Annotated in this window: 15 protein-coding genes and 1 tRNA gene; 6 read left to right on the plus strand and 10 right to left on the minus strand. The window is 62.7% G+C overall.

The genetic code is table 11. The features are described 5' to 3' along the window. Window positions 1-72 precede the first annotated feature (72 nt). Complete coding sequence (locus IHE39_RS07335; RefSeq protein WP_184767711.1) at window positions 73-699, minus strand: invasion associated locus B family protein; 627 nt, start codon at window positions 697-699, stop codon at window positions 73-75. 234 nt (window positions 700-933) lie between these two features. Between IHE39_RS07335 and IHE39_RS07340 the strand changes: the two genes are divergently transcribed. Both IHE39_RS07340 and IHE39_RS07345 read left to right on the plus strand, forming a co-directional pair. Beyond that, the gene (locus IHE39_RS07340; RefSeq protein ID WP_434781285.1) at window positions 934-2,754 is read left to right on the plus strand and encodes an extracellular solute-binding protein; all 1,821 of its coding nucleotides are present in this window, start codon (window positions 934-936) and stop codon (window positions 2,752-2,754) included. Between the two features lie 29 nt (window positions 2,755-2,783). Then, complete coding sequence (locus IHE39_RS07345; protein ID WP_192565962.1) at window positions 2,784-3,461, plus strand: DsbA family oxidoreductase; 678 nt, start codon at window positions 2,784-2,786, stop codon at window positions 3,459-3,461. Between the two features lie 59 nt (window positions 3,462-3,520). Here IHE39_RS07345 and mfd read toward each other — a convergent pair whose 3' ends face one another. Together mfd and IHE39_RS07355 are read right to left on the minus strand one after the other, a co-directional pair. After that, window positions 3,521-7,021 carry a transcription-repair coupling factor gene (gene mfd, locus IHE39_RS07350; protein ID WP_192565963.1) on the minus strand — a complete coding sequence of 1,167 codons (3,501 nt, stop codon included), beginning with the start codon at window positions 7,019-7,021 and terminating at the stop codon, window positions 3,521-3,523. 8 nt (window positions 7,022-7,029) lie between these two features. After that, on the minus strand, window positions 7,030-7,317 hold the full coding sequence (locus IHE39_RS07355) for an FAD assembly factor SdhE (RefSeq protein WP_192565964.1): 288 nt from the start codon (window positions 7,315-7,317) through the stop codon (window positions 7,030-7,032). A gap of 92 nt (window positions 7,318-7,409) precedes the next feature. Here IHE39_RS07355 and recG point away from each other — a divergent pair, with 92 nt between their 5' ends. After that, window positions 7,410-9,518 carry an ATP-dependent DNA helicase RecG gene (gene recG, locus IHE39_RS07360; protein ID WP_192565965.1) on the plus strand — a complete coding sequence of 703 codons (2,109 nt, stop codon included), beginning with the start codon at window positions 7,410-7,412 and terminating at the stop codon, window positions 9,516-9,518. Here recG and IHE39_RS07365 read toward each other — a convergent pair. The 5 genes from IHE39_RS07365 to IHE39_RS07385 form a co-directional block, all read right to left on the minus strand. Continuing rightward, window positions 9,470-10,222, minus strand: a complete 753-nt coding sequence (locus tag IHE39_RS07365) for a DUF502 domain-containing protein (protein WP_192565966.1) — start codon at window positions 10,220-10,222, stop codon at window positions 9,470-9,472. The two genes, recG and IHE39_RS07365, sit on opposite strands and share 49 nt — an antisense overlap. A gap of 84 nt (window positions 10,223-10,306) precedes the next feature. Next, window positions 10,307-12,130 carry a glutamine--fructose-6-phosphate transaminase (isomerizing) gene (gene glmS / locus IHE39_RS07370; RefSeq protein WP_192565967.1) on the minus strand — a complete coding sequence of 608 codons (1,824 nt, stop codon included), beginning with the start codon at window positions 12,128-12,130 and terminating at the stop codon, window positions 10,307-10,309. Between the two features lie 146 nt (window positions 12,131-12,276). Then, window positions 12,277-13,644, minus strand: coding sequence for a bifunctional UDP-N-acetylglucosamine diphosphorylase/glucosamine-1-phosphate N-acetyltransferase GlmU (gene glmU, locus IHE39_RS07375; protein WP_192565968.1), 1,368 nt, complete (start codon window positions 13,642-13,644; stop codon window positions 12,277-12,279). Window positions 13,645-13,743: 99 nt separating this feature from the next. Then, entirely contained in the window at window positions 13,744-14,490 is a 747-nt protein-coding gene (locus IHE39_RS07380) for a cytochrome c biogenesis CcdA family protein (protein WP_184767703.1), read from the minus strand. Window positions 14,491-14,724: 234 nt separating this feature from the next. Continuing rightward, window positions 14,725-15,057 carry a hypothetical protein gene (locus IHE39_RS07385; RefSeq protein WP_192566080.1) on the minus strand — a complete coding sequence of 111 codons (333 nt, stop codon included), beginning with the start codon at window positions 15,055-15,057 and terminating at the stop codon, window positions 14,725-14,727. A 277-nt stretch (window positions 15,058-15,334) separates the two neighbouring features. Between IHE39_RS07385 and IHE39_RS07390 the strand changes: the two genes are divergently transcribed. Then, window positions 15,335-15,410, plus strand: a tRNA-Lys gene (locus tag IHE39_RS07390). 119 nt (window positions 15,411-15,529) lie between these two features. Then, window positions 15,530-16,036 carry a BA14K family protein gene (locus tag IHE39_RS07395; protein WP_192565969.1) on the plus strand — a complete coding sequence of 169 codons (507 nt, stop codon included), beginning with the start codon at window positions 15,530-15,532 and terminating at the stop codon, window positions 16,034-16,036. Between the two features lie 46 nt (window positions 16,037-16,082). Here IHE39_RS07395 and IHE39_RS07400 read toward each other — a convergent pair whose 3' ends face one another. Further along, the gene (locus IHE39_RS07400; protein WP_184767701.1) at window positions 16,083-16,859 is read right to left on the minus strand and encodes a DeoR/GlpR family DNA-binding transcription regulator; all 777 of its coding nucleotides are present in this window, start codon (window positions 16,857-16,859) and stop codon (window positions 16,083-16,085) included. A gap of 361 nt (window positions 16,860-17,220) precedes the next feature. On the opposite strand from IHE39_RS07400, the gene IHE39_RS07405 reads away from it, so the two are divergent. After that, entirely contained in the window at window positions 17,221-17,877 is a 657-nt protein-coding gene (locus IHE39_RS07405) for a TerC family protein (protein ID WP_192565970.1), read from the plus strand. A gap of 68 nt (window positions 17,878-17,945) precedes the next feature. Here the strand turns inward: IHE39_RS07405 and IHE39_RS07410 are convergent, their stop codons facing one another. Beyond that, on the minus strand, window positions 17,946-19,358 hold the full coding sequence (locus IHE39_RS07410; protein WP_192565971.1) for a pyridoxal phosphate-dependent decarboxylase family protein: 1,413 nt from the start codon (window positions 19,356-19,358) through the stop codon (window positions 17,946-17,948). Window positions 19,359-19,396: the final 38 nt, after the last annotated feature.

The following is a 19,396-nucleotide window of genomic DNA, read 5'->3' on the forward strand; positions in this document are numbered from 1 at the left end:
GCAACCACTTGATGCCAAACAAAAAAGCGGGGCCAAAGCCCCGCTTTTTTCATTTCAGATCAGTCAGGTCGATCAGTTGGCCGTCTTGGCCTTATCCTGCTCTTCCTTGAGCTTCTTGGCGAAGTCCTCGTTGTTCTTCGACACGAACTCCTGGAGCTTCTTCTGGCGGTCTTCCAGGTCCGACTGCTTCAGCGGCTCGCCATCAAAGGCGCCGGTGAAGCCCGACAGCGAAACCTTGATCGGGTTAGGCTGATTCTGGAAGTTGATCGAGGTCAGCGTCAGATCGGTGCCCTTCTTGAACGAACCGACGAGCGCGTCGGTCAGGGCAATCTCGGCAACGCAGCGATCCGGGAAACAGATCACGTATTCCAGCTTCTGTGCCTTGGCGCCATCGACCTGCAGGCCGATTCCCGGAGGAATGAGGCGACCGCTCGGCACGGTGACCTGGAACACCTTGCGATTGACCTTGCCCTTGAGCTCGATCATCGAAATGCCGGTGACCAGCTGGCCGTTGGAAGCGGTCAGGATGTTCTGCACGTTGCAGATGTCGACGTCAGCCTGCTTGGAACAGGCCTTGAACCAGCCCTGCGGCACCTGCTGCTGCTGTGCAGCCGCAGGCGTAAGGCCCGACGCCAGTAGAACAGCAACGCCAGCCGCCATGGCCGACAGGCGGAGACCGTCGAATTTCTGGCTCGTCATCTTCATGAATTCCTCTCAAACAATCCCGGGACCGGCCCAAGCCGTGTGTCGACGCTACCTGTTGGGCAAATGAGGCAACAGCATGACTTCGCCGCGCGTGTTACACTGCTGCGGGCCGCGAATCCAGCCTGTTTCCATGCATTTGTTGTGCCTTGAGCCGACAATGGACGGGTCACATGCGCCTGCGCTACGCTTCGAATCATCAAAGCTTCCCCGAATTCGTGGAGAATCGTCGTGAGACGCACTCTTTCGCTGCTGGTTGCCACCGCTGCCATCGCTTTTATCGCCCCGCGCGCAGCCCTGGCCGAGCCGGTTCACGGTCTTTCCATGCACGGCACGCCCGCCTTGCCGGCAGATTTCAAGAGCTTCCCCTACGCCAATCCTGACGCACCCAAGGGCGGCAAGATCACCTATTGCGTCATCGGCAGTTTCGACAATCTCAACCCGTTCATCATCAAGAGCCTGCGCACCACCGCGCGCGGCATGATCGACACAATCTACGGAAATCTCGTCTTCGAATCGCTGATGCAGCGCAGCGCCGACGAGCCCTTCAGCATCTACGGCCTGACTGCCAAATCGGTCGACATCGACCCCGAGCGCAAATGGATCGAGTTCAATCTCGACCCCAATGCCATGTGGTCGGATGGCCAGCAGATCACGCCCGACGATGTTATATTCACCTATGAGGTCTTTACCGAAAAGGGCCGTCCGCCCTACTCCGACCGCATGGCCAAGATCGAAAAGATCGAAAAGACCGGCGACAACAGCGTCCGCTTCACCTTCAACGACAAGGCCGACCGGGAATTCCCGCTGATCATCGCGCTGACGCCGATCGTGCCCAAGCACGCCTTTTCCAAGGACACGTTCGATCAGACCACGTTGAAGCCGGTCATCGGCAGCGGCCCCTATACGGTGGCCGAAGTGAAGCCGGGCGAGCGCATCGTCTTCAAGCGCAATCCCGAATACTGGGCACGTGACATCCCCTCCAAGCGCGGCTTCGACAATTACGACCAGATCACCATCGAGTATTTCCTCAACACCGCCGCCCAGTTCGAGGCATTCAAGAAGGGCATCTGCGACACCTTCACCGAGGCCGACCCGGTCAAGCGCGAACGCGGCTTCGATTTCCCCGCCTTCAAGAACGGCGACATCGTCGCCGAGACCTTCAAGAGCGGCCTGCCGCCCGTCGTCACTGGCTTCATGTTCAATACCCGTCTGCCGAAATTCGCCAATCCTGAGGTCCGCCAGGCGCTCGGCATGCTCTACGACTTCGAGTGGGCCAACCGGAACCTGTTCGCCGGCAAGTACGAGCGCACCGTCAGCTACTGGCAGGGTTCGGAACTGTCGGCCTATGGCGTGCCGGCCAATGACAAGGAAAAAGCGCTGCTGGCGCCCTTCCCTGATGCGGTCCGCCCCGACGTCATGGACGGCACGTATCGCCCGCCTGTCACCGACGGCTCGGGCCAGGACCGCAAGGTGATGAAACAGGCTTTTGAGCTGTTCAAGAGTGCCGGCTACACCTTGCAGGGCGGCAAGATGCTCGATGCCGAAGGCAAACCTTTCGCCTTCGAGATCCTGACGTCATCTGAGGCGGAACAGCGCCTTGCCGCGCTCTATCAGCGCACGCTGGAAAAGCTTGGCATCACAGTTACCATTCGCGCGCTCGAGGCCGACCAGATCCAGTCTCGCAAGCAGGCCTTCGAGTTCGACGCGTTGATCGGCGTGACCGGCTTCACCGGCACGCTGTCGCCGGGCATCGAGCAGATCGGACGCTGGGGCTCATCCGCCGCCCAGAAGCCGGGCTCGTTCAATCTCGCCGGCGTCGCAAGCCCCGCGGTCGACGCGATGATCGAGGCCATGCTCAACGCGCGCGAGAAGGAAGATTTCGTCGCCGCAGTGCGCGCGCTCGACCGTCTGCTGATCTCCGGCAGCTACATGGTGCCATTCCAGCATAACTCCGAGCAGTGGCTGGCATTTGCCAACAGACTAAAACATCCGGAAAAAACACCCATATTCGGCTATCAATTGCCGGTCTGGTGGAGTCAGGGCGGTTAAATCGAACTGCCTGAGCTAAGGACTTTTCCATGACTGATCAGAACCACATCACCATCGACGTCGTCTCGGATGTCGTCTGCCCATGGTGCTTTCTTGGCATGAATCGCCTTGAAAGTGCGCTCGCCGGCCTGCCCGACATCAAGGCCGAGGTACATTGGCGGCCGTTCCAGCTTGATCCGACCATCCCGCCGGAGGGCAAGGAGCGCAGGGCCTACATGCTGGCGAAGTTCAGCGATGAGAACCGGCTGAAGCAAGTCCATGCCAATCTGGTCTCGCTTGGCGCTATCGAGGGCATCGCCTTCGATTTCGACGCCATCACGGTTGCGCCCAACACACTCGACGCTCACCGCCTCATCCGCTGGGCGGCGGCATCGGGATATGGCGTCCAGGACAAGCTCGCGCGTTCGCTGTTCAGCCTCTATTTCGAGCAGGGCAAGAACATCGGCGATCATGCCGTTCTGATCGAAGCCGCACGCGCGGCCGGCATGGATGCGGCAGTAGTCGAGTCGCTGCTCGCTACCGACGCCGATCGCGACGACGTCACCAATGAGATCGTCACCGCGTCGCGCATGGGCATCACGAGCGTCCCGTGTTTCCTGCTCGACGGCAAATATGCGGTCATGGGCGCCCAGGATGCGGCAACACTTGCCGACGCCATCCGTCAGGTCGCAGCCGAAAAGGCAGCGGGCGAGCCAACGCTCAACTGACCTTCTGTTACCAAGGAGACAAATCCCTCATCGCCCTGTGACGGTGAGGGATTTTCGTATCAGGCGGCCTGTTCGGCGAGCTTGGCCAGCTGTGTCATGATGACGGCCGAGCCAGCCAGGCGCTTTTCCGGATTTGGCCAGTCGCGCGCGAACACCACCGAGTGGTCCGGCCTGATCTTGGCCAGCGAACCCTGCTCGGCAATGTAGCGCACCAGGCCTGCCGGATTGGCAAATTCGCGCTTGCGGAACTGAACCACAACGCCCTTCGGCCCGGCATCCAGCTTCTCGACATTGGCCTTGCGGCACAGCGCCTTGATGAAGACGATCTTGAGCAGGTGCTTGACCTCTTCCGGCAGCGGCCCGAAGCGGTCGATGAGCTCGGCACCGAAGCCGTCGATCTCCTCGGTGTTCTCCAGGTCGCCGAGGCGGCGGTAGAGCGCCAGCCTGAGCTGCAAATCGGGCACATAGCTTTCCGGGATCATCACCGCCGTGCCGACCGCGATCAGCGGCGACCAGCCGGTGTCGACAGCTTCGCCGCTGCCGCGCAACTCGGCAACCGCCTCTTCGAGCATCTGCTGGTAGAGCTCGAAGCCGACTTCCTTGATGTGGCCCGACTGCTCCTCGCCCAGAAGGTTGCCAGCACCACGGATGTCGAGGTCGTGGCTGGCGAGTTGGAAGCCGGCGCCCAGCGTGTCGAGCGACTGCAGCACCTTGAGCCGCCGCTCGGCGGTCGTTGTCAGCGTCCGGTTGGCCGGCAGCGTGAACAGCGCATATGCGCGCACCTTGGAACGGCCGACACGGCCGCGCAGCTGATAGAGCTGGGCCAGGCCGAACATGTCGGCGCGATGCACGATCAGCGTGTTGGCGGTCGGAATGTCGAGGCCCGATTCGACGATCGTCGTCGACAGCAGCACGTCGTACTGGCCATCGTAGAAGGCGTTCATGATGTCGTCGAGCTCGCCCGGCGGCATCTGGCCGTGCGCCACCGCCACCTTCAGCTCCGGTACAGATTCCTGCAGGAACTGCTGGATCTCGGCGAGATCGGCGATGCGCGGCACCACATAGAAGCTGTGGCCGCCGCGATAACGTTCGCGTAGCAACGTCTCGCGGATGACCAGCGGATCGAAGGGCGAGATGAAGCTGCGCACCGCCATGCGGTCGACAGGCGGCGTGGCGATCAGCGACAGCTCGCGGACCCCGGTCAGCGCCAGTTGCAGCGTGCGCGGGATCGGTGTCGCCGACAGCGTCAGCACGTGCACGTCGCTTTTCAGTTCCTTGAGCCGTTCCTTGTGCTTGACGCCGAAATGCTGCTCCTCATCGATGATCAGCAGGCCGAGGTTCTTGAACTGAATCGACGACCCCAGTAGCGCATGCGTGCCAACGACGATGTCGACAGTACCGTCGGCAATGCCTTGCTTGGTCTCGGCCAGTTCCTTGGTGCCGACCAGCCTGGAGGCCTGCCGCACCTTCACCGGCAGGCCGGCGAAGCGCTGGGTGAACGTCTTGAAGTGCTGTCGCGACAACAACGTCGTCGGCACCACCACGGCGACCTGGAAACCTTCCATGGCCGCGATGAAGGCCGCGCGCAGCGCCACCTCCGTCTTGCCAAAACCGACGTCGCCGCAGATCAGGCGGTCCATCGGCTTGCCAGCGCCAAGATCCTCCATGACGGAATCGATGGCGCTCTGCTGGTCGTCGGTCTCCTCATAGGGGAAGCGCGCGGCGAACTCGCCATAGACACCGTCAGGCGGGTTCATTGCGGGGGCTTCACGCATATGCCGCTCAGCGGCCAGCTTGATCAGTTGCCCCGCCATTTCGAGCAGGCGCCGCTTGAGCTTGGCCTTGCGCGACTGCCAGGCGCCACCGCCGAGCTTGTCGAGCTGGGCTTCGGCTGTGTCAGAGCCATAGCGCGACAGAAGCTCGATGTTTTCGACCGGCAGGAACAGCCGGCCGTCTGAGGCGTAGTGGATTTCAAGGCAATCATGCGGCGCGCCCGCCGCCTCGATGGTCTTGAGGCCGACAAAACGGCCGATGCCATGGTCGGCATGGACAACGATATCGCCGGACGAAAGTGCCGAGGCCTCGGCGATGAAGTCGGCTGCGCGCTTGCGCTTCTTGGAGCGCCGGATAAGCCGGTCGCCCAAAATGTCCTGTTCGGCAACGAAAACCAGTTCACCTGATTCAAAGCCGGCCTCGATCGGCAGGACGGCGAGGCCCGCTTCGCCCGGCTTCAAGGCTTCAACCTCGGCCAGGTTCGACACGCGCTTGAGATTGCCGAGATGGTGCTCGTCGAGGATCTGCGTTAGCCGGTCGAGCGAACCTTCTGTCCAGCCAGCAACGACAACGCGGCGCTTGGCGGCGCGCTGGTCGGCTATGTGGCGGGCCACCACGTCGAAGACGTTGGCGTTAGGGTCGGCGCGCTCTTCGGCAAAGCTGCGGCCGGCATGCGAGCCGGCATGCAGCACCTTGCGTCCGCTCGAAAACGGCGTGTCGAACGGGGTGAGTTCCGCGTTGACCTGGTCGGCGAGCGCCGTGAACACCTCCTCGGGCGACAGATACATCTGTTCCGGCGCCACCGGCTTATAGGGCACCGCATCCTTGAGGCCCTTGCCCTCGCCTTGTTTGCGGCGCGAATCGTAGTGATCGAGGATCAGCGTATGGCGTTCGCCCAGCGCTTCGCGCGCCAGATGGTCGAACACCACGGGCGCGTCGGGCAGATAGTCGAAGATCGTCTCAAGGTGTGAATAGTAGAACGGCAGCCAGTGCTCCATGCCGGCAAATCGCCGGCCCTCGCTGACCGCCGCATAGAGCGCATCGTCGCGCGAGGGCGCGCCAAAAGCTTCGATGTAGCTGCGGCGGAACTTGCTGATCGTCTCCGGCGTCAGCGCCACTTCGCTCATCGCCTGGAGCGTCACCGAATTGCGGCTGCCCGTCGTGCGCTGGCTGGCGACGTCGAAGGCGCGGATCGTCTCCAGCGTATCGCCAAAGAAGTCGAGACGCAGCGCATCGGTAGCGCCCGGCGCATAGAGGTCGAGGATGCCGCCGCGCACGGCGAATTCGCCAACGCCGCGCACCGTCGGCACGCGCTCGAAGCCGGCGCGTTCGAGCCGCGCCACAAGCTGATTCATCTCGACCTGGTTGCCCGGCTTGGCCCGGAATTCCTGTGCTTCGATGGCGGCTGATGGAGGCACGCGCTGCAGCAGCGCATTGGCAGTCGTCAAAACGATCGCCCGATGCGGCTCTTTGCGCAGCGCGATCATCGCCGCCAGCGCGTCGAGCCGGCGTGCCGCCGCATCAGAACCCGGCGATACCCGGTCGTAAGGCAGGCAGTCCCATGCCGGTAGTTCGAGTACCGGCAAATCGGGCGCGACGAAGGCCAGCGCCTCGACGATCTGCGGCAGGCGCTGGCCGTCGCGCGCGACAAACAGCAGCGGCCGGTCAGGCGCCGTCTCGGCGGCCGCGATGGCGAGCGCAAAGGCTTCGTAGCCGTCGGCGACGCCATCGACGATGAACTGTCCGGCGCGACCCTTGGGCAGGCCGATTGCTTTGGTCAGGCTCATGATTTCACTCAGGCTGTGAATGCGCCGCGCGACGCCACGATCTGGCGGTAGACGTCATGGTCGACTTCAGCCGGCACCGGATTCTCGCCGATGATCCACGACAGAAGCTCCTTGTCGGTGATGTCGAGCAACACCTCGTAGTGGTCGAGTTGTTCGTCGCTCAGCTTGTCGATGTTGGCGTCGGCAAAGCTGCCGAGGATCAGGTCCATCTCGCGCATGCCGCGATGCCAGGAGCGGAACAGCAGCTTGCGCCTGCGCGTATCAAGCCCTTCGCTCGAGCGTGTCGATCCCGTCATGTCAGCAATCCTCTGATGTCGAGGCGCATATAGCGTGGATAGCCGTCCCTGTCAGCCTTTGCCCGGGCTGCTCCAGCGCATAAGCTGACATCATGCGTCCATCCCAGCTCGATCCCCTGTTCTCACCCATCACCTCGCTTGCCGGCATTGGACCGAAGGTCGCCGTGCTGATCGAAAAGGTCGTACCTGCCGATCTCGGCGACCGGGCTGCCCGCGTCGGCGACCTCATGTTCGTTTTGCCCAACAGCGTCATCGACCGGCGCAACCGTCCCGGCATCGCGCTCGCCGCCGAAGGCGCCATCGTCACGCTGGAGGTCCGCATCGACCGCCATCAGCCGGCGCCGCGCGGCAACCGTTCGGTGCCCTACCGCGTCTTTGCCCATGACGACACCGGCGAGATCGCCCTGACCTTCTTCCATGCCCACGCCGCCTATCTCGAAAAGGCGATGCCCGAAGGCGAGAAGGTCATTGTCTCCGGCCGCATGGAGTGGTTCAACGGCCGCCCCTCGATGGTCCATCCCGACCACATCGCGCTTGCCAGCGAAGCCGACAAGCTGCCGCTTGTCGAACCGGTCTATCCGCTGACGGCAGGACTGTCGGGCAAGGTGCTGCGCCGGGCTATTGGTCAGGCGCTCGAGCGCCTGCCGGGATTGCCGGAATGGCTCGATCCGGAATTGATGCGCCGGCACAGCTTCGCCTCGTTCGCAGCGGCATTGCAGCGCGTCCACAACCCAGCCGACCCGATCGACGCTTCGCCCGAAAACGCCGCCTGGCGCCGCCTCGCCTATGACGAACTGCTCGCCGGCCAGGTTTCGCTGGCGCTGGTTCGCGCCCGCGTGCGCAAGCTGCATGGCCGCCCGCTGACTGGCGACGGCCGCATCGTCAATGCGCTCCGCGCGGCCCTGCCTTACCAGTTGACTGGCTCGCAGCAGACTGCGCTTGAAGAAATCGACGCTGATCTCGCCAAGCCGGAACGCATGCTGCGCCTGCTCCAGGGCGACGTCGGCTCCGGCAAGACAGTCGTCGCGCTGCTGGCCATGGCCCGCGCCGTCGAAGCCGGCGGCCAGGCGGCCTTGATGGCGCCGACCGAAATCCTCGCTCGCCAGCACCTTGCGACCATCACCCCGCTGGCCGAGCGCGTCGGCATGCGCGTCGCGGTGCTTACCGGCCGCGAAAAGGGGCGCGACCGTGTCCAGACTTTGGCCGGGCTCGAAAGCGGCGAGATCGACATCGTCATCGGCACGCATGCGCTGTTTCAGGAAACCGTCGCCTTCCGCGACATGGCGCTTGCCATCATCGACGAGCAGCACCGCTTCGGCGTCCATCAGCGCCTCGCCATGAACGCCAAGGGCCAGGCGCCCGACATGCTGGTGATGACCGCCACCCCCATCCCGCGCACCCTGGTGCTGACCGCCTTCGGCGACATGGACGTGTCGCGGCTGACCGAAAAACCAGCCGGCCGCCAGCCGATCCGCACCGTCACGTTGCCGCTGGAGCGCATTGACGAGCTCGTCGGCCGCGTCAGGGATGCCGTCGCCGAGGGCCAGAAGATCTACTGGATCTGCCCGCTCGTCGAAGAATCGGAAGAGGTCAAACTGATGTCGGCCGAGGACCGCTTCGCCTCGCTCCAGCCTGTCTTCGGTGAGCGGATCGGCATCGTCCATGGCCGCATGAAGGGCGCGGAGAAGGACGAGGCGATGCGCGCCTTCAAGGCGGGCGAAACGCGCGTGCTGATCGCAACGACCGTCATCGAGGTTGGCGTCGACGTGCCCGACGCCACCATCATGGTCATCGAGCATGCCGAACGCTTCGGCCTCGCCCAGTTGCACCAGCTGCGCGGTCGTGTCGGCCGCGGTTCGAAACCGTCTTCCTGCGTGCTGCTCTACAAGGACCCGCTCGGTGAAACCGCCAAGCGCCGCCTGTCTGTCATGCGCGACACCGAAGACGGCTTTCTTATCGCTGAGGAAGATCTGAAGTTGCGCGGCGAAGGCGAACTGCTGGGCACGCGCCAGTCCGGCACGCCGGGCTTCCAGGTCGCACGCATCGAGGCGCATGCCGACCTCCTGGAAATCGCCCGCGACGACGCCCGGCTGATCCTGGCTCGCGACCCCGAACTGATGTCGCCGCGAGGCGAAGCGCTGCGGCTGCTGCTTTACGTGTTCGGCAGGGATGAGGCGGTGCGCTTGCTGAGAGCCGGCTGAGGCAAGGTGCCCACCGGCGGATTGCCGATCGGCCCCTCGACGACAATGCCCTTTGCCGCTGCCTTGCTTACCTCGGGTGCCACCAGCCCGGCCGAGACGATCAGCTTGGCACCGTCCTCGATGCTCATGTCGAGCACGACGATATCGGACTTCGGCACATACATCAGAAAACCGGTCGTCGGGTTAGGCGTGCACGGCATGAAGACGGCGATCAGCGGGTCGCCCTCCTCGTCAAGCTTTTCGTTGATCTCGGTCTGCTTCTCGTTGGCGACAAAGACCAGCGACCACACCCCCTTGCGCGGATATTCGACCATGCCGACGGTCCGGAACATCTCGTTCTTGTTCGACAGCACCGTCTCGAACAGCTGTTTCAGCGCCTTGTAGAGGCCGCGCACCAGCGGCATGCCGTTCAGCAACCGCTCGCCGAACCCGACAATGGCGCGGCCGATGAAGTTGGCGGTGAGGAACCCGATTAGGGTGATCAGCACCAGCGCCACGATCAGCCCGAAGCCGGGAATCTTGATCGACAGATAGTTGTCCGGGTTATAGCTCGGCGGGATATAGGGTTTTACCCACGAATCGACCCAGCCGACGAACGACCAGACGATGTAGGTTGTCAGTGCCAGCGGCGCACAGACGATGAAGCCGGTGAGGAAATAGTTCCTCAACCGCGTCATCCCAGAGGTCTTGTGGCCGTCTGACATCGCTCACCGCCGCATTGTTTGCAGCGCAACATTAGTCAAGCGCGCCGTGCATTGGAACAGCGATCTTCGTAGGGGGCGGGACCCTTACTCCACCGTCACCGACTTCGCCAGGTTGCGCGGCTGGTCGACGTCGGTACCCATGAACACAGCGGTGAAATAGGCCAGCATCTGGATCGGCAGGGCGTAGATGATCGGCGCGATGAACTCCGGCACATCGGGCAACACGATGGTCTCCATCGTCTTCACCGTCGCCTGGGCAGCACCCTTCTGGTCGGTGATCAGGATGATCTTGCCGCCGCGCGCTGCCACTTCCTGCATGTTCGAGACGGTCTTTTCGAAGATCCGGTCATGCGGCGCAATGACGATGACCGGCATGTTCTCGTCGATCAGCGCGATTGGCCCGTGCTTGAGCTCGCCCGCGGCATAACCCTCGGCATGGATGTAGGATATTTCCTTGAGCTTCAGCGCGCCTTCCATGGCGAGCGGAAAATTGGTGTCGCGTCCGAGATAAAGCACATGCTTGTAGGAAGCGAGCTCGCGCGAAACCTTCTCGATCTGCTTGTCGAGCTTGAGCACCTGGGCGGCATAGCGTGGCGTCTCCGACAGGCTGCGCACCAGCGCCTTTTCTTCGTCCGCCGTGATCGTGCCGCGCTGCGAGGCCGCCCGAATGGTCAGCGCCGCCAGCACCGAAAGCTGGCAGGTGAAGGCCTTGGTCGAGGCGACGCCGATCTCGGGGCCGGCAAGCGTCGGCATCACGACGTCGGATTCGCGCGCCATCGTCGATTCGCGCACGTTGACGATCGCGCCGATCGGCACGCCTTCCTTGCGGCAGTAGCGCAGCGACGCCAGCGTGTCGGCGGTTTCGCCCGATTGCGAGACGAAGAACGCAGCGCTCTTCTTCGAAATCGGCATCTCGCGGTAGCGGAATTCCGAGGCGACATCGATGTCGACCGGCAGACGCGCATGGCGCTCGAACCAGTATTTGCCGACCAGCCCGGCGAGATAGGCGGTTCCGCAGGCCGAAACCGCCAGGCGATCGATGTCGGCGAAGTTGAACGGCAGGTCGAGCGGCTTCGACGTGCCTTGGGTGAAGTCGAGATAATGGGCCAGCGTGTGCGAGATCACCTCCGGCTGCTCATGGATTTCCTTTTCCATGAAATGGCGGTGATTGCCCTTGTCGACGAGATAGCTGGTGCCGACCGACTGGCGCTTCTGGCGCTCCACCGGCTTGCGGTCCATGTCGTAGATCTGGAATTCGTTGCGGCGCACCACCGCCCAGTCGCCGTCCTCGAGATAGGTGACCGAATTGGTGAAGGGCGCCAGCGCGATCGCGTCCGAGCCGAGGAACATCTCGCCGTCGCCATGTCCGATCGCCAGCGGCGGGCCGTTGCGGGCGCCGACGATCAGGTCGTCGTCGCCCTTGAACATGATGGCTAGCGCGAAGGCGCCGTTAAGCCGCTTCAGCGCCGCATGCGCCGCATCGATGGGCTTTTCCCCAGCCGCCAGTTCGCGCGCAATCAGATGCGCCACCACTTCTGTGTCGGTCTGCGAGGTGAATTCGTAGCCGGCGGCCGTAAGCTCGTGGCGAAGCTCGGCAAAATTCTCGATGATGCCGTTGTGGACGATCGCCACGCCGTTGGAAAAATGCGGGTGCGCATTGGTTTCGTTCGGCACTCCATGTGTCGCCCAGCGCGTGTGGCCGATGCCGATGTTGCCGTCCAGCGGTTCGGCCTTGAGCCGGCGCTCGAGATTGACCAGCTTGCCCTCGGCGCGGCGGCGCGCCAGTTCGCCATTCTCGATGGTGGCGACACCGGCGGAATCGTAGCCGCGATATTCAAGCCGCTTCAACGCATCGACGATCAGTGGCGCAACCGGCGCCTGGCCGACGATTCCAACGATTCCGCACATGATTTTGCCCCGTCCAATCCCTCAAAACCCTGTCGGCCTTTTAGGCAGCGCAACAGCCAAGCGGAAGTCACATTCCGTTTCGCAACGTATCAGCCGCCCGGCCGGGCAAGAAGGACCATCCATGGCACGGCAGGATTGAAATGCCGTTACTTCGCAACTGCCTTTTTCGCTGCGGCCGCCGAGGCAAAGCGTTCGCGCAGTTCCTTGCCCTTGCCGGGCAGCGTCTTCTGCCGCGCCCTGCCAAAGGCCAGCGCATCCTCGGGCACTTCTTCCGTGATGACGCTGCCTGAAGCGACATAGGCCCGGGCCCCGATGACGATCGGCGCCACCAGCGACGAATTCGAGCCAATGAAGGCACCCTCGCCGATGTCGGTGAAAAACTTCGAAAACCCGTCGTAGTTGCAGGTGATGGTGCCCGCACCGATGTTGGCGCCGGCACCGACACGGGCATCGCCGATATAGGCCAGGTGGTTGACCTTGGCGCCCTTCTCGACGGTCGCCTTCTTGACCTCGCAGAAATTGCCAACCTTGGCTTTCTCATGCAGTTCGGCACCCGGACGCAATCTCGCATAGGGTCCCACCTCGGCGCGCGGACCGACATGGGCGCCTTCGAGATGGCTGAACGCATGGATGACCGCACCTGTGGCAACCCTGACACCCGGGCCGAACCAGACATTGGGCTCGACCAGCACATCCGTAGCGATTTCCGTATCGTGCGAGAAGTAGACGGTTTCAGGCGCAATCAGCGTCGCACCTTCCAGCATCGCCTGCCGGCGGCGACGATTTTGCCAGATCGCCTCGGCCTCGGCGAGTTCAGCCCGGTTGTTGATGCCGAGCACGCTTTCAAAACTCGCTTCGGTGGCAATGACGGCGAGGCCAGCCTTGTCGGCAATCTCGACGATGTCGGTGAGGTAGAACTCGCCCTTGGCGTTGGTGTTACCGACCTGGTCGAGCAGTTTCAGTGCATGCGCGCCCGAAATCGCCATCAGCCCGGCATTGCAGAAGCCGATCTTACGCTCCTCGTCGGAGCAGTCCTTGTCCTCGCGGATGGCGGCCAGGCGACCATTCTTCTCGATCAGGCGGCCATAGCCGGCCGGATTTGGCGGCCGGAAACCGATGACGACCACGGCAGCACCCTCGGCAAGCTTTTGCCGCGCCAATTCAAGCGAATCGGCCTCGACCAATGGTGTGTCGCCGAACATCACCAGGATGTCGTCATGGCCTTTCGCAATTGCCTGCCGCGCCGCCAACACCGCGTGCGCGGTACCCAGACGCTCGGCCTGAACGAAGATTTCTGCTTTGGGCGCAAAGCCTTCCGCCGCCTTCCTGACCGCATCGCCGCCATGCCCGACAACCAGCGCAACGGCCTCGGCACCTGCCCGCTCAGCTGCTCTTGAGACATGCGCCACCATCGGCAAACAAGCGATCTGGTGCAGCACCTTGGGTGTAGCGCTTTTCATCCGCGTGCCCTCGCCGGCGGCAAGGATGATCGACAGGCAGGTTCTCGAGGTCATGGCGTCGTCCGGATTGGAAAAAGGCGGCTGGATTCGGCCACCTTTCTAGCATTGCTGGCAATCGCCTCCAATGCACACCGATTTCGACGGTTTGAAGGTTCAGCCAAGTTGGCCGAGCACCGGAAAGCGCTCCAGCAACCAATAGGACGCAGTCTGCACGCCGCCGGTCAAAAACAGCACGCCGGCAACGACCAGTAGCGCGCCGATCGCCTTTTCGACTTTGCCAAGATGCACGCGGAATTTCTGCAGGAAACGCATGAACGCGCCTGAAAACAGCGCCGCGATCAGGAACGGAATGCCAAGGCCGAGCGAATAGACCGCAAGCAGCGCCGCCCCCTCGCCGACTGTCTCGCGCCCGCCCGCCAGCGTCAGGATCGGCCCGAGCACCGGCCCGATGCAGGGCGTCCAGCCAAAGGCGAAGGCCAGGCCCATCAGATAGGCGGCGAGATTGCTTGCCGGCTTGCCCTGCGACTGGAACCGCGCCTCGCGTGACAACAGCGGAATGCGCAGGACACCGAGGAAATTGAGCCCCATCAGGATGATCAGCACACCGGCGGCCATCGCCAGCGGCTCCTGCCAGGTCCGCAGCAGTTGGCCGATGGTCGAGGCCCCGGCACCGAGCGCGATGAAGACGGTGGAGAAGCCAAGCACGAAGCAGGCCGATGCCGTCAGCAGCGCACCACGGGCGCGGGAAACGGTAGCCGTGCCGCCCTCGGCCCGGAAGTCGTCGACCGAAACGCCGGCCATGTAGCAGAGATAGGGCGGCACCAGTGGCAGAACGCAAGGCGACAGGAAAGACAGGGCTCCCGCCCCCAATGCGCTGAGATAACCGACGTCCAATGCCATTCCATGCCGCTCCACGATATGCAGGGGCCGCTATAGCGGCAGCGGCAATCAGGTACCAATCACCATTTTGTGGCAACCGGGCCGGTTTCTGCCGGCCCGAAGCATCTCATCTCCGGCACTCATATGCCGGGCGTTGAAAGCAAGCACACCCGATCGGGGCCGAACCCGGTCGCGGCAAGACCAGCCTTGTTCATGGCCAGCTTTACTCGTGGCCGACCTTACTCGTGGCCGACCTTACTCATGGATCGTGTATTCGCCGAGCTCGCAGAGGTTCTGCTTGTCTTCTGTCGTATCGAGATCCGAGCTTTCCTCGAATTCGAAGCGCATGTCGTATTCGCAGACGCTGCGGCCATCGGCGATGGTGATCTGCATGCTTTCGCCTGCACCCAGCGTGTCGCGGCCGAAGATGTCGTCTTCCCACTTGTCGACGCCGACCGGTGAGGCATAAAAATTTGTCAGTACTGAAGTCGTGCCGTTCTTCAGGGTAAAGACAAGGTCTTCTGCCTGGGCAACGGCGGGAAGAACGGAAGCTGCGACAACGAAAGCAACGGCAAGTTTCAAAAGCATACGCATTTATCAATTTCCAAAACGATGGGCGGCCCGATATTGGGCACCATTGTCTAGCAGTCGGTCATGACAGCAGCAATATCACCGCCCGGTAATATTACGACATCCGGATGCGCTTCGCCGGCAGTCAAACTGCCCGCATTTAACAGGCTGTTTGCAACAGCGTTTTTCCGGTTGACCCGCCGGGGCACTCTCCCTATGTTCCGCCGGAATTTCGAGGTCGCCCCGCGGCCTTCGGGAGCGCGTAGCTCAGCCGGTAGAGCAGCTATGTACGGTCGGGCGGGTAGCTCAGTTGGTAGAGCATTCGACTTTTAATCGAATGGTCATGGGTTCGAGTCCCATCCCGCCCACCAACAAATCTTGATCAGTCTCGTCATAGAAACACTCGTCACCTGTTCCCTCATCAGGAACATTTAACGCTTCGCCTCGTTATGACTATGAAGGAACGATCCGTCCCTACGAGGAGAAGACAATGAACAAGGTGATCTCAAGCATGATGGCGACGGCCATCGCGGCATCGTTTGCGATGATGCCGGTGGCCGAGGCTGCGGCGGCTTCAGCCTACATGCCCAAGGCTCCGCAGGCCGATACGGCCATCCAGCAGGTCCAGTATGACGGCTACTGGAAGAAGCGCCGCATCATGCGCAGCGACAGCGCCAGCCATTTCCGCGCACCGCGCAGCGGTTTCTACCGCGACCGCGGCGATGTCGTCTATTTCAACGGCCATCGCGGTTATCGCAACTACCGCCCCGGCTATCGCCGCCACAACGACTTCTGGTTCCCGGCCGGCGCCTTCATAGCGGGTGCCATCATCGGCGGCGCGTTGGCCAACCAGCCGCAGCCACGCTATGTCCAGCCCAGCCGCTACGGCAATTCGCATGTGCAGTGGTGCTATGACCGCTACAGGTCTTATCGCGCGTCCGACAACACCTTCCAGCCCTATAACGGGCCGCGCCAGCAGTGCTATTCGCCCTACTGATTCTGGACTGACACATCGATTGCCCGCACTTACGGGGGACCCGAGCTCACAGGGGCGCGGGTCTCTTCGTTTCGACGAGTTGCACATCCGATTCCGCGCAGATCTTGCGGATGCTCGGGATGTCGCAGTGATCGGTGATGAAGGTGTCCATCTGTGACAGATGCGCGATGCGCACCGGTGCGGTGCGCTCGAACTTGGTCTGGTCCGACACCAAAATGACATGGCGCGCATTGGCGATGATCGCCTGCGCCACCTTGACCTCGCGGAAGTCGAAGTCGAGAAGAGCGCCGTCATGGTCGATCGCCGAGGCGCCGATCACCGCGTAGTCGACTTTGAACTGGCGGATGAAGTCGACAGCCGCTTCGCCGACAATGCCACCGTCCGAACCGCGGACGACGCCACCGGCAATCACCACCTCCATGTCGGGATAGACGCGCATCCGGTTGGCGACATTGATGTTGTTGGTGATGACCATCAGCCCCTTGTGGTCGAGCAGCGCCTTGCCGACTGCTTCCGTGGTCGTGCCTATGTTGACGAACAGCGAGGCATTGTCGGGGATGATCCGCGCCGCCGCCTGGCCGATCGCGTCCTTTTCGTCGGCGGCGATCTTGCGCCGCGCCTCATATTCCAGGTTCTCGATGCCGGAGGGAAACAGCGCCCCGCCATGGATGCGGCTCAGCAGACGCTGGTCGCACAAATCGTTGAGATCCTTGCGGATCGTCTGCGGCGTGACCTGGAAATGCGTCGCCAGGTCGTCGACCAGCACGCGCCCATTGTCCTTGGCGAGTTGGATGATCTCTGACTGGCGTGGCGACAGATACATTGCAGGCGTTCCCCGAATTTCGTTTTGACCGACGATAGGCGAAAACGAAAGCAGTGAAAAGGCGCTTCGAAAGTCACATCGAAGCCGCATTCGCTGGATATCCGGCCGGACGCCGGATGTGGAACAAGCGCGCTTTCGAGCTTGAATTTGCCCCAGCGATCGACTAGGAAGCTGCCACCCAGGCCGGGCCCCTCTGGCAGCCACGATGGCTGCGATGTCGGACTGGAGTTCCAATCCGGCGGCCTGGCTCAAATGTACTCACCACTCAGCACGTCCTGATTCTTGCTACCCGGATACCATCCGGGCACAGCAAGTCATGTCTGCAAGCCACGCCGCCCTTGCTGAAAGCAAAGGGTGCCATATGACAGAATTCTTTACTCCCGAGGCCTTAACCGCCCTGTTCCAGGTCATCATGATCGATCTGGTGCTGGCCGGCGACAATGCCATCGTCATCGGTCTCGCGGCTGCGGGCCTGCCCAAGGACCAGCGCGCCAAGGCGATCCTGGTCGGCATCATCGCCGCGACTGTTCTCCGTATCGGCTTTGCCGCTGCCACGACCCAACTTCTCCAAATCGTCGGTCTGCTTCTCGCCGGCGGCGTGCTGCTTTTGTGGGTGTGCTGGAAGATGTGGCGCGAACTCCGCCACAGCCACGCAGAGGAAACCCAGGGCGTCGAAGCCCTGACCGGTGAAGACATCGACAAGGACGGCAAGGTCGCGGGAACAGCGCCGCGCAAGACCTTCGCCCAGGCCGCCTGGCAGATCCTCATCGCCGACGTGTCGATGTCACTCGACAACGTGCTGGCGGTAGCCGGTGCCGCGCGCGACCATCCGAATGTGCTGATCTTCGGCCTGGTGCTGTCGATCGCGCTGATGGGCATTGCCGCAAGCTTCATCGCCAACCTGCTGCAAAAGTACCGCTGGATCGCCTATGTCGGCCTGGTCATCATTCTCTATGTCGCCGGCGAGATGATCTATCGCGGCACAATCGAGGTACTGCCTTACATCCACGGCACCTGACGCATCGCTTGAATAAAAGCCGGCCGGAACGACAGGTCCGGCCGGTTTTCTTTTACGCCAGCTGCTGGCTATCCTGCGGTGAGGGCGATCTCGACGATGACCTCGAAGGCCTTGTCCACATCGGCCTCGGTCGCTTCGAACTGCCCAGCCTGGAAACGGATCACGGCGCGACCGTCGAGGCGGGTCTGCGTCAGGTAAATCCGCCCATCGCGGTTGATCGCCTCGACAAGCGCCAGGTTGTGCTGGTCGAGATCTCCGACGCCCGCCGGCACATGGCGGAACGAAAACAGCGACAGCATCGGCTCGCTGGCGACCTCGAAATCAGGCAGGCCGTGCAGCCGTTCGGCCAGCTTTTCGCTCCAGGCAACGTGATTGCGGATCATCGTCCGCAGCCCTTCCAATCCATGCGCGCGCAGCAGGAACCAGAGTTTCAGGGCCCGGAAACGGCGGCCAAGCGGCACCGACCATTCGGAATAGTTGGTAATGCCGTCGCGGCCATGCGTCTTGAGAAACTCCGGACGGATGGCCAGCGTCCGCACCAGGCTTTCTGGGTCGCGGATGAACTGGATCGAGCAGTCGAACTGCGCGCCGAGCCATTTATGCGGATTGAAGACGATCGAATCGGCACCTTCGACACCGGACCAGAAATGACGGAACTCGGGGCAGATCATCGCCGACCCTGCCCACGCCGCGTCGACATGGGTGTAGAGACCGTGGCGCCTGGCCACCTCAACGACAGCGGCAATGTCGTCGGTGCCGCCAACGCTGGTGCCGCCGACACAGGCGATGATGCCCGCCGGCAGCAACCCATTTTCGCGATCCTGAACGATGGCTGCATCGAGTGCTTCAGCCGACATGGCGCGAAACCGCCCCTTGGTCGGGATACGGACGAGGTTTTCCTCGCCGATGCCGGCAATCCAGATCGCGCGATCGATTGAGGTGTGCACGTGCTCCGAGCAATAGACGCGAATGCGCGGAGCGCCCGACAGTCCGGACTTGTTGCCTTGCCAGTCGAGCGCACGTTCGCGCATCGTCAGCACCGCGGCGAGCGTCGCCGAAGATGCCGAATCCTGGATGACGCCGGTGAAAGCCTCAGGCAGGCCGAGCGCCTGGCGCATCCAGTCGACGACGCGTGTTTCCAGTTCGGTCGCCGCCGGCGAGGTCTGCCACAGCATGCATTGTGCCGCCATGGCACTGACGAGATACTCCGCCACCACCGAAACCGGGGCAGCATTGGCCGGAAAATAGGCGAAAAAGCGCGGATGCTGCCAGTGCGTCATGCCGGGCACGATCTTGGCCTCGAAGTCGGCGAAGATCGCCTCCATCGGCTCGGCGGCCTCGGGCGGGCTGGCCTCGATCGAGGCTAGCACCTGGCCCGGCTCGACTTGCGGCCGCACCGGCCTGTCGCGCAAGCCATCGCGATAGTCGACGCCCCATTCGGCCGCCTTCAGCGACCAATGGCGAAACGCCTCGCTGTCCATGGCAATCCTTCCCCGCCACCAGCCTCAGCCTGGCGCTC

The organism is Aminobacter carboxidus (genome assembly GCF_014863355.1).
GTDB lineage: Bacteria > Pseudomonadota > Alphaproteobacteria > Rhizobiales > Rhizobiaceae > Aminobacter > Aminobacter carboxidus.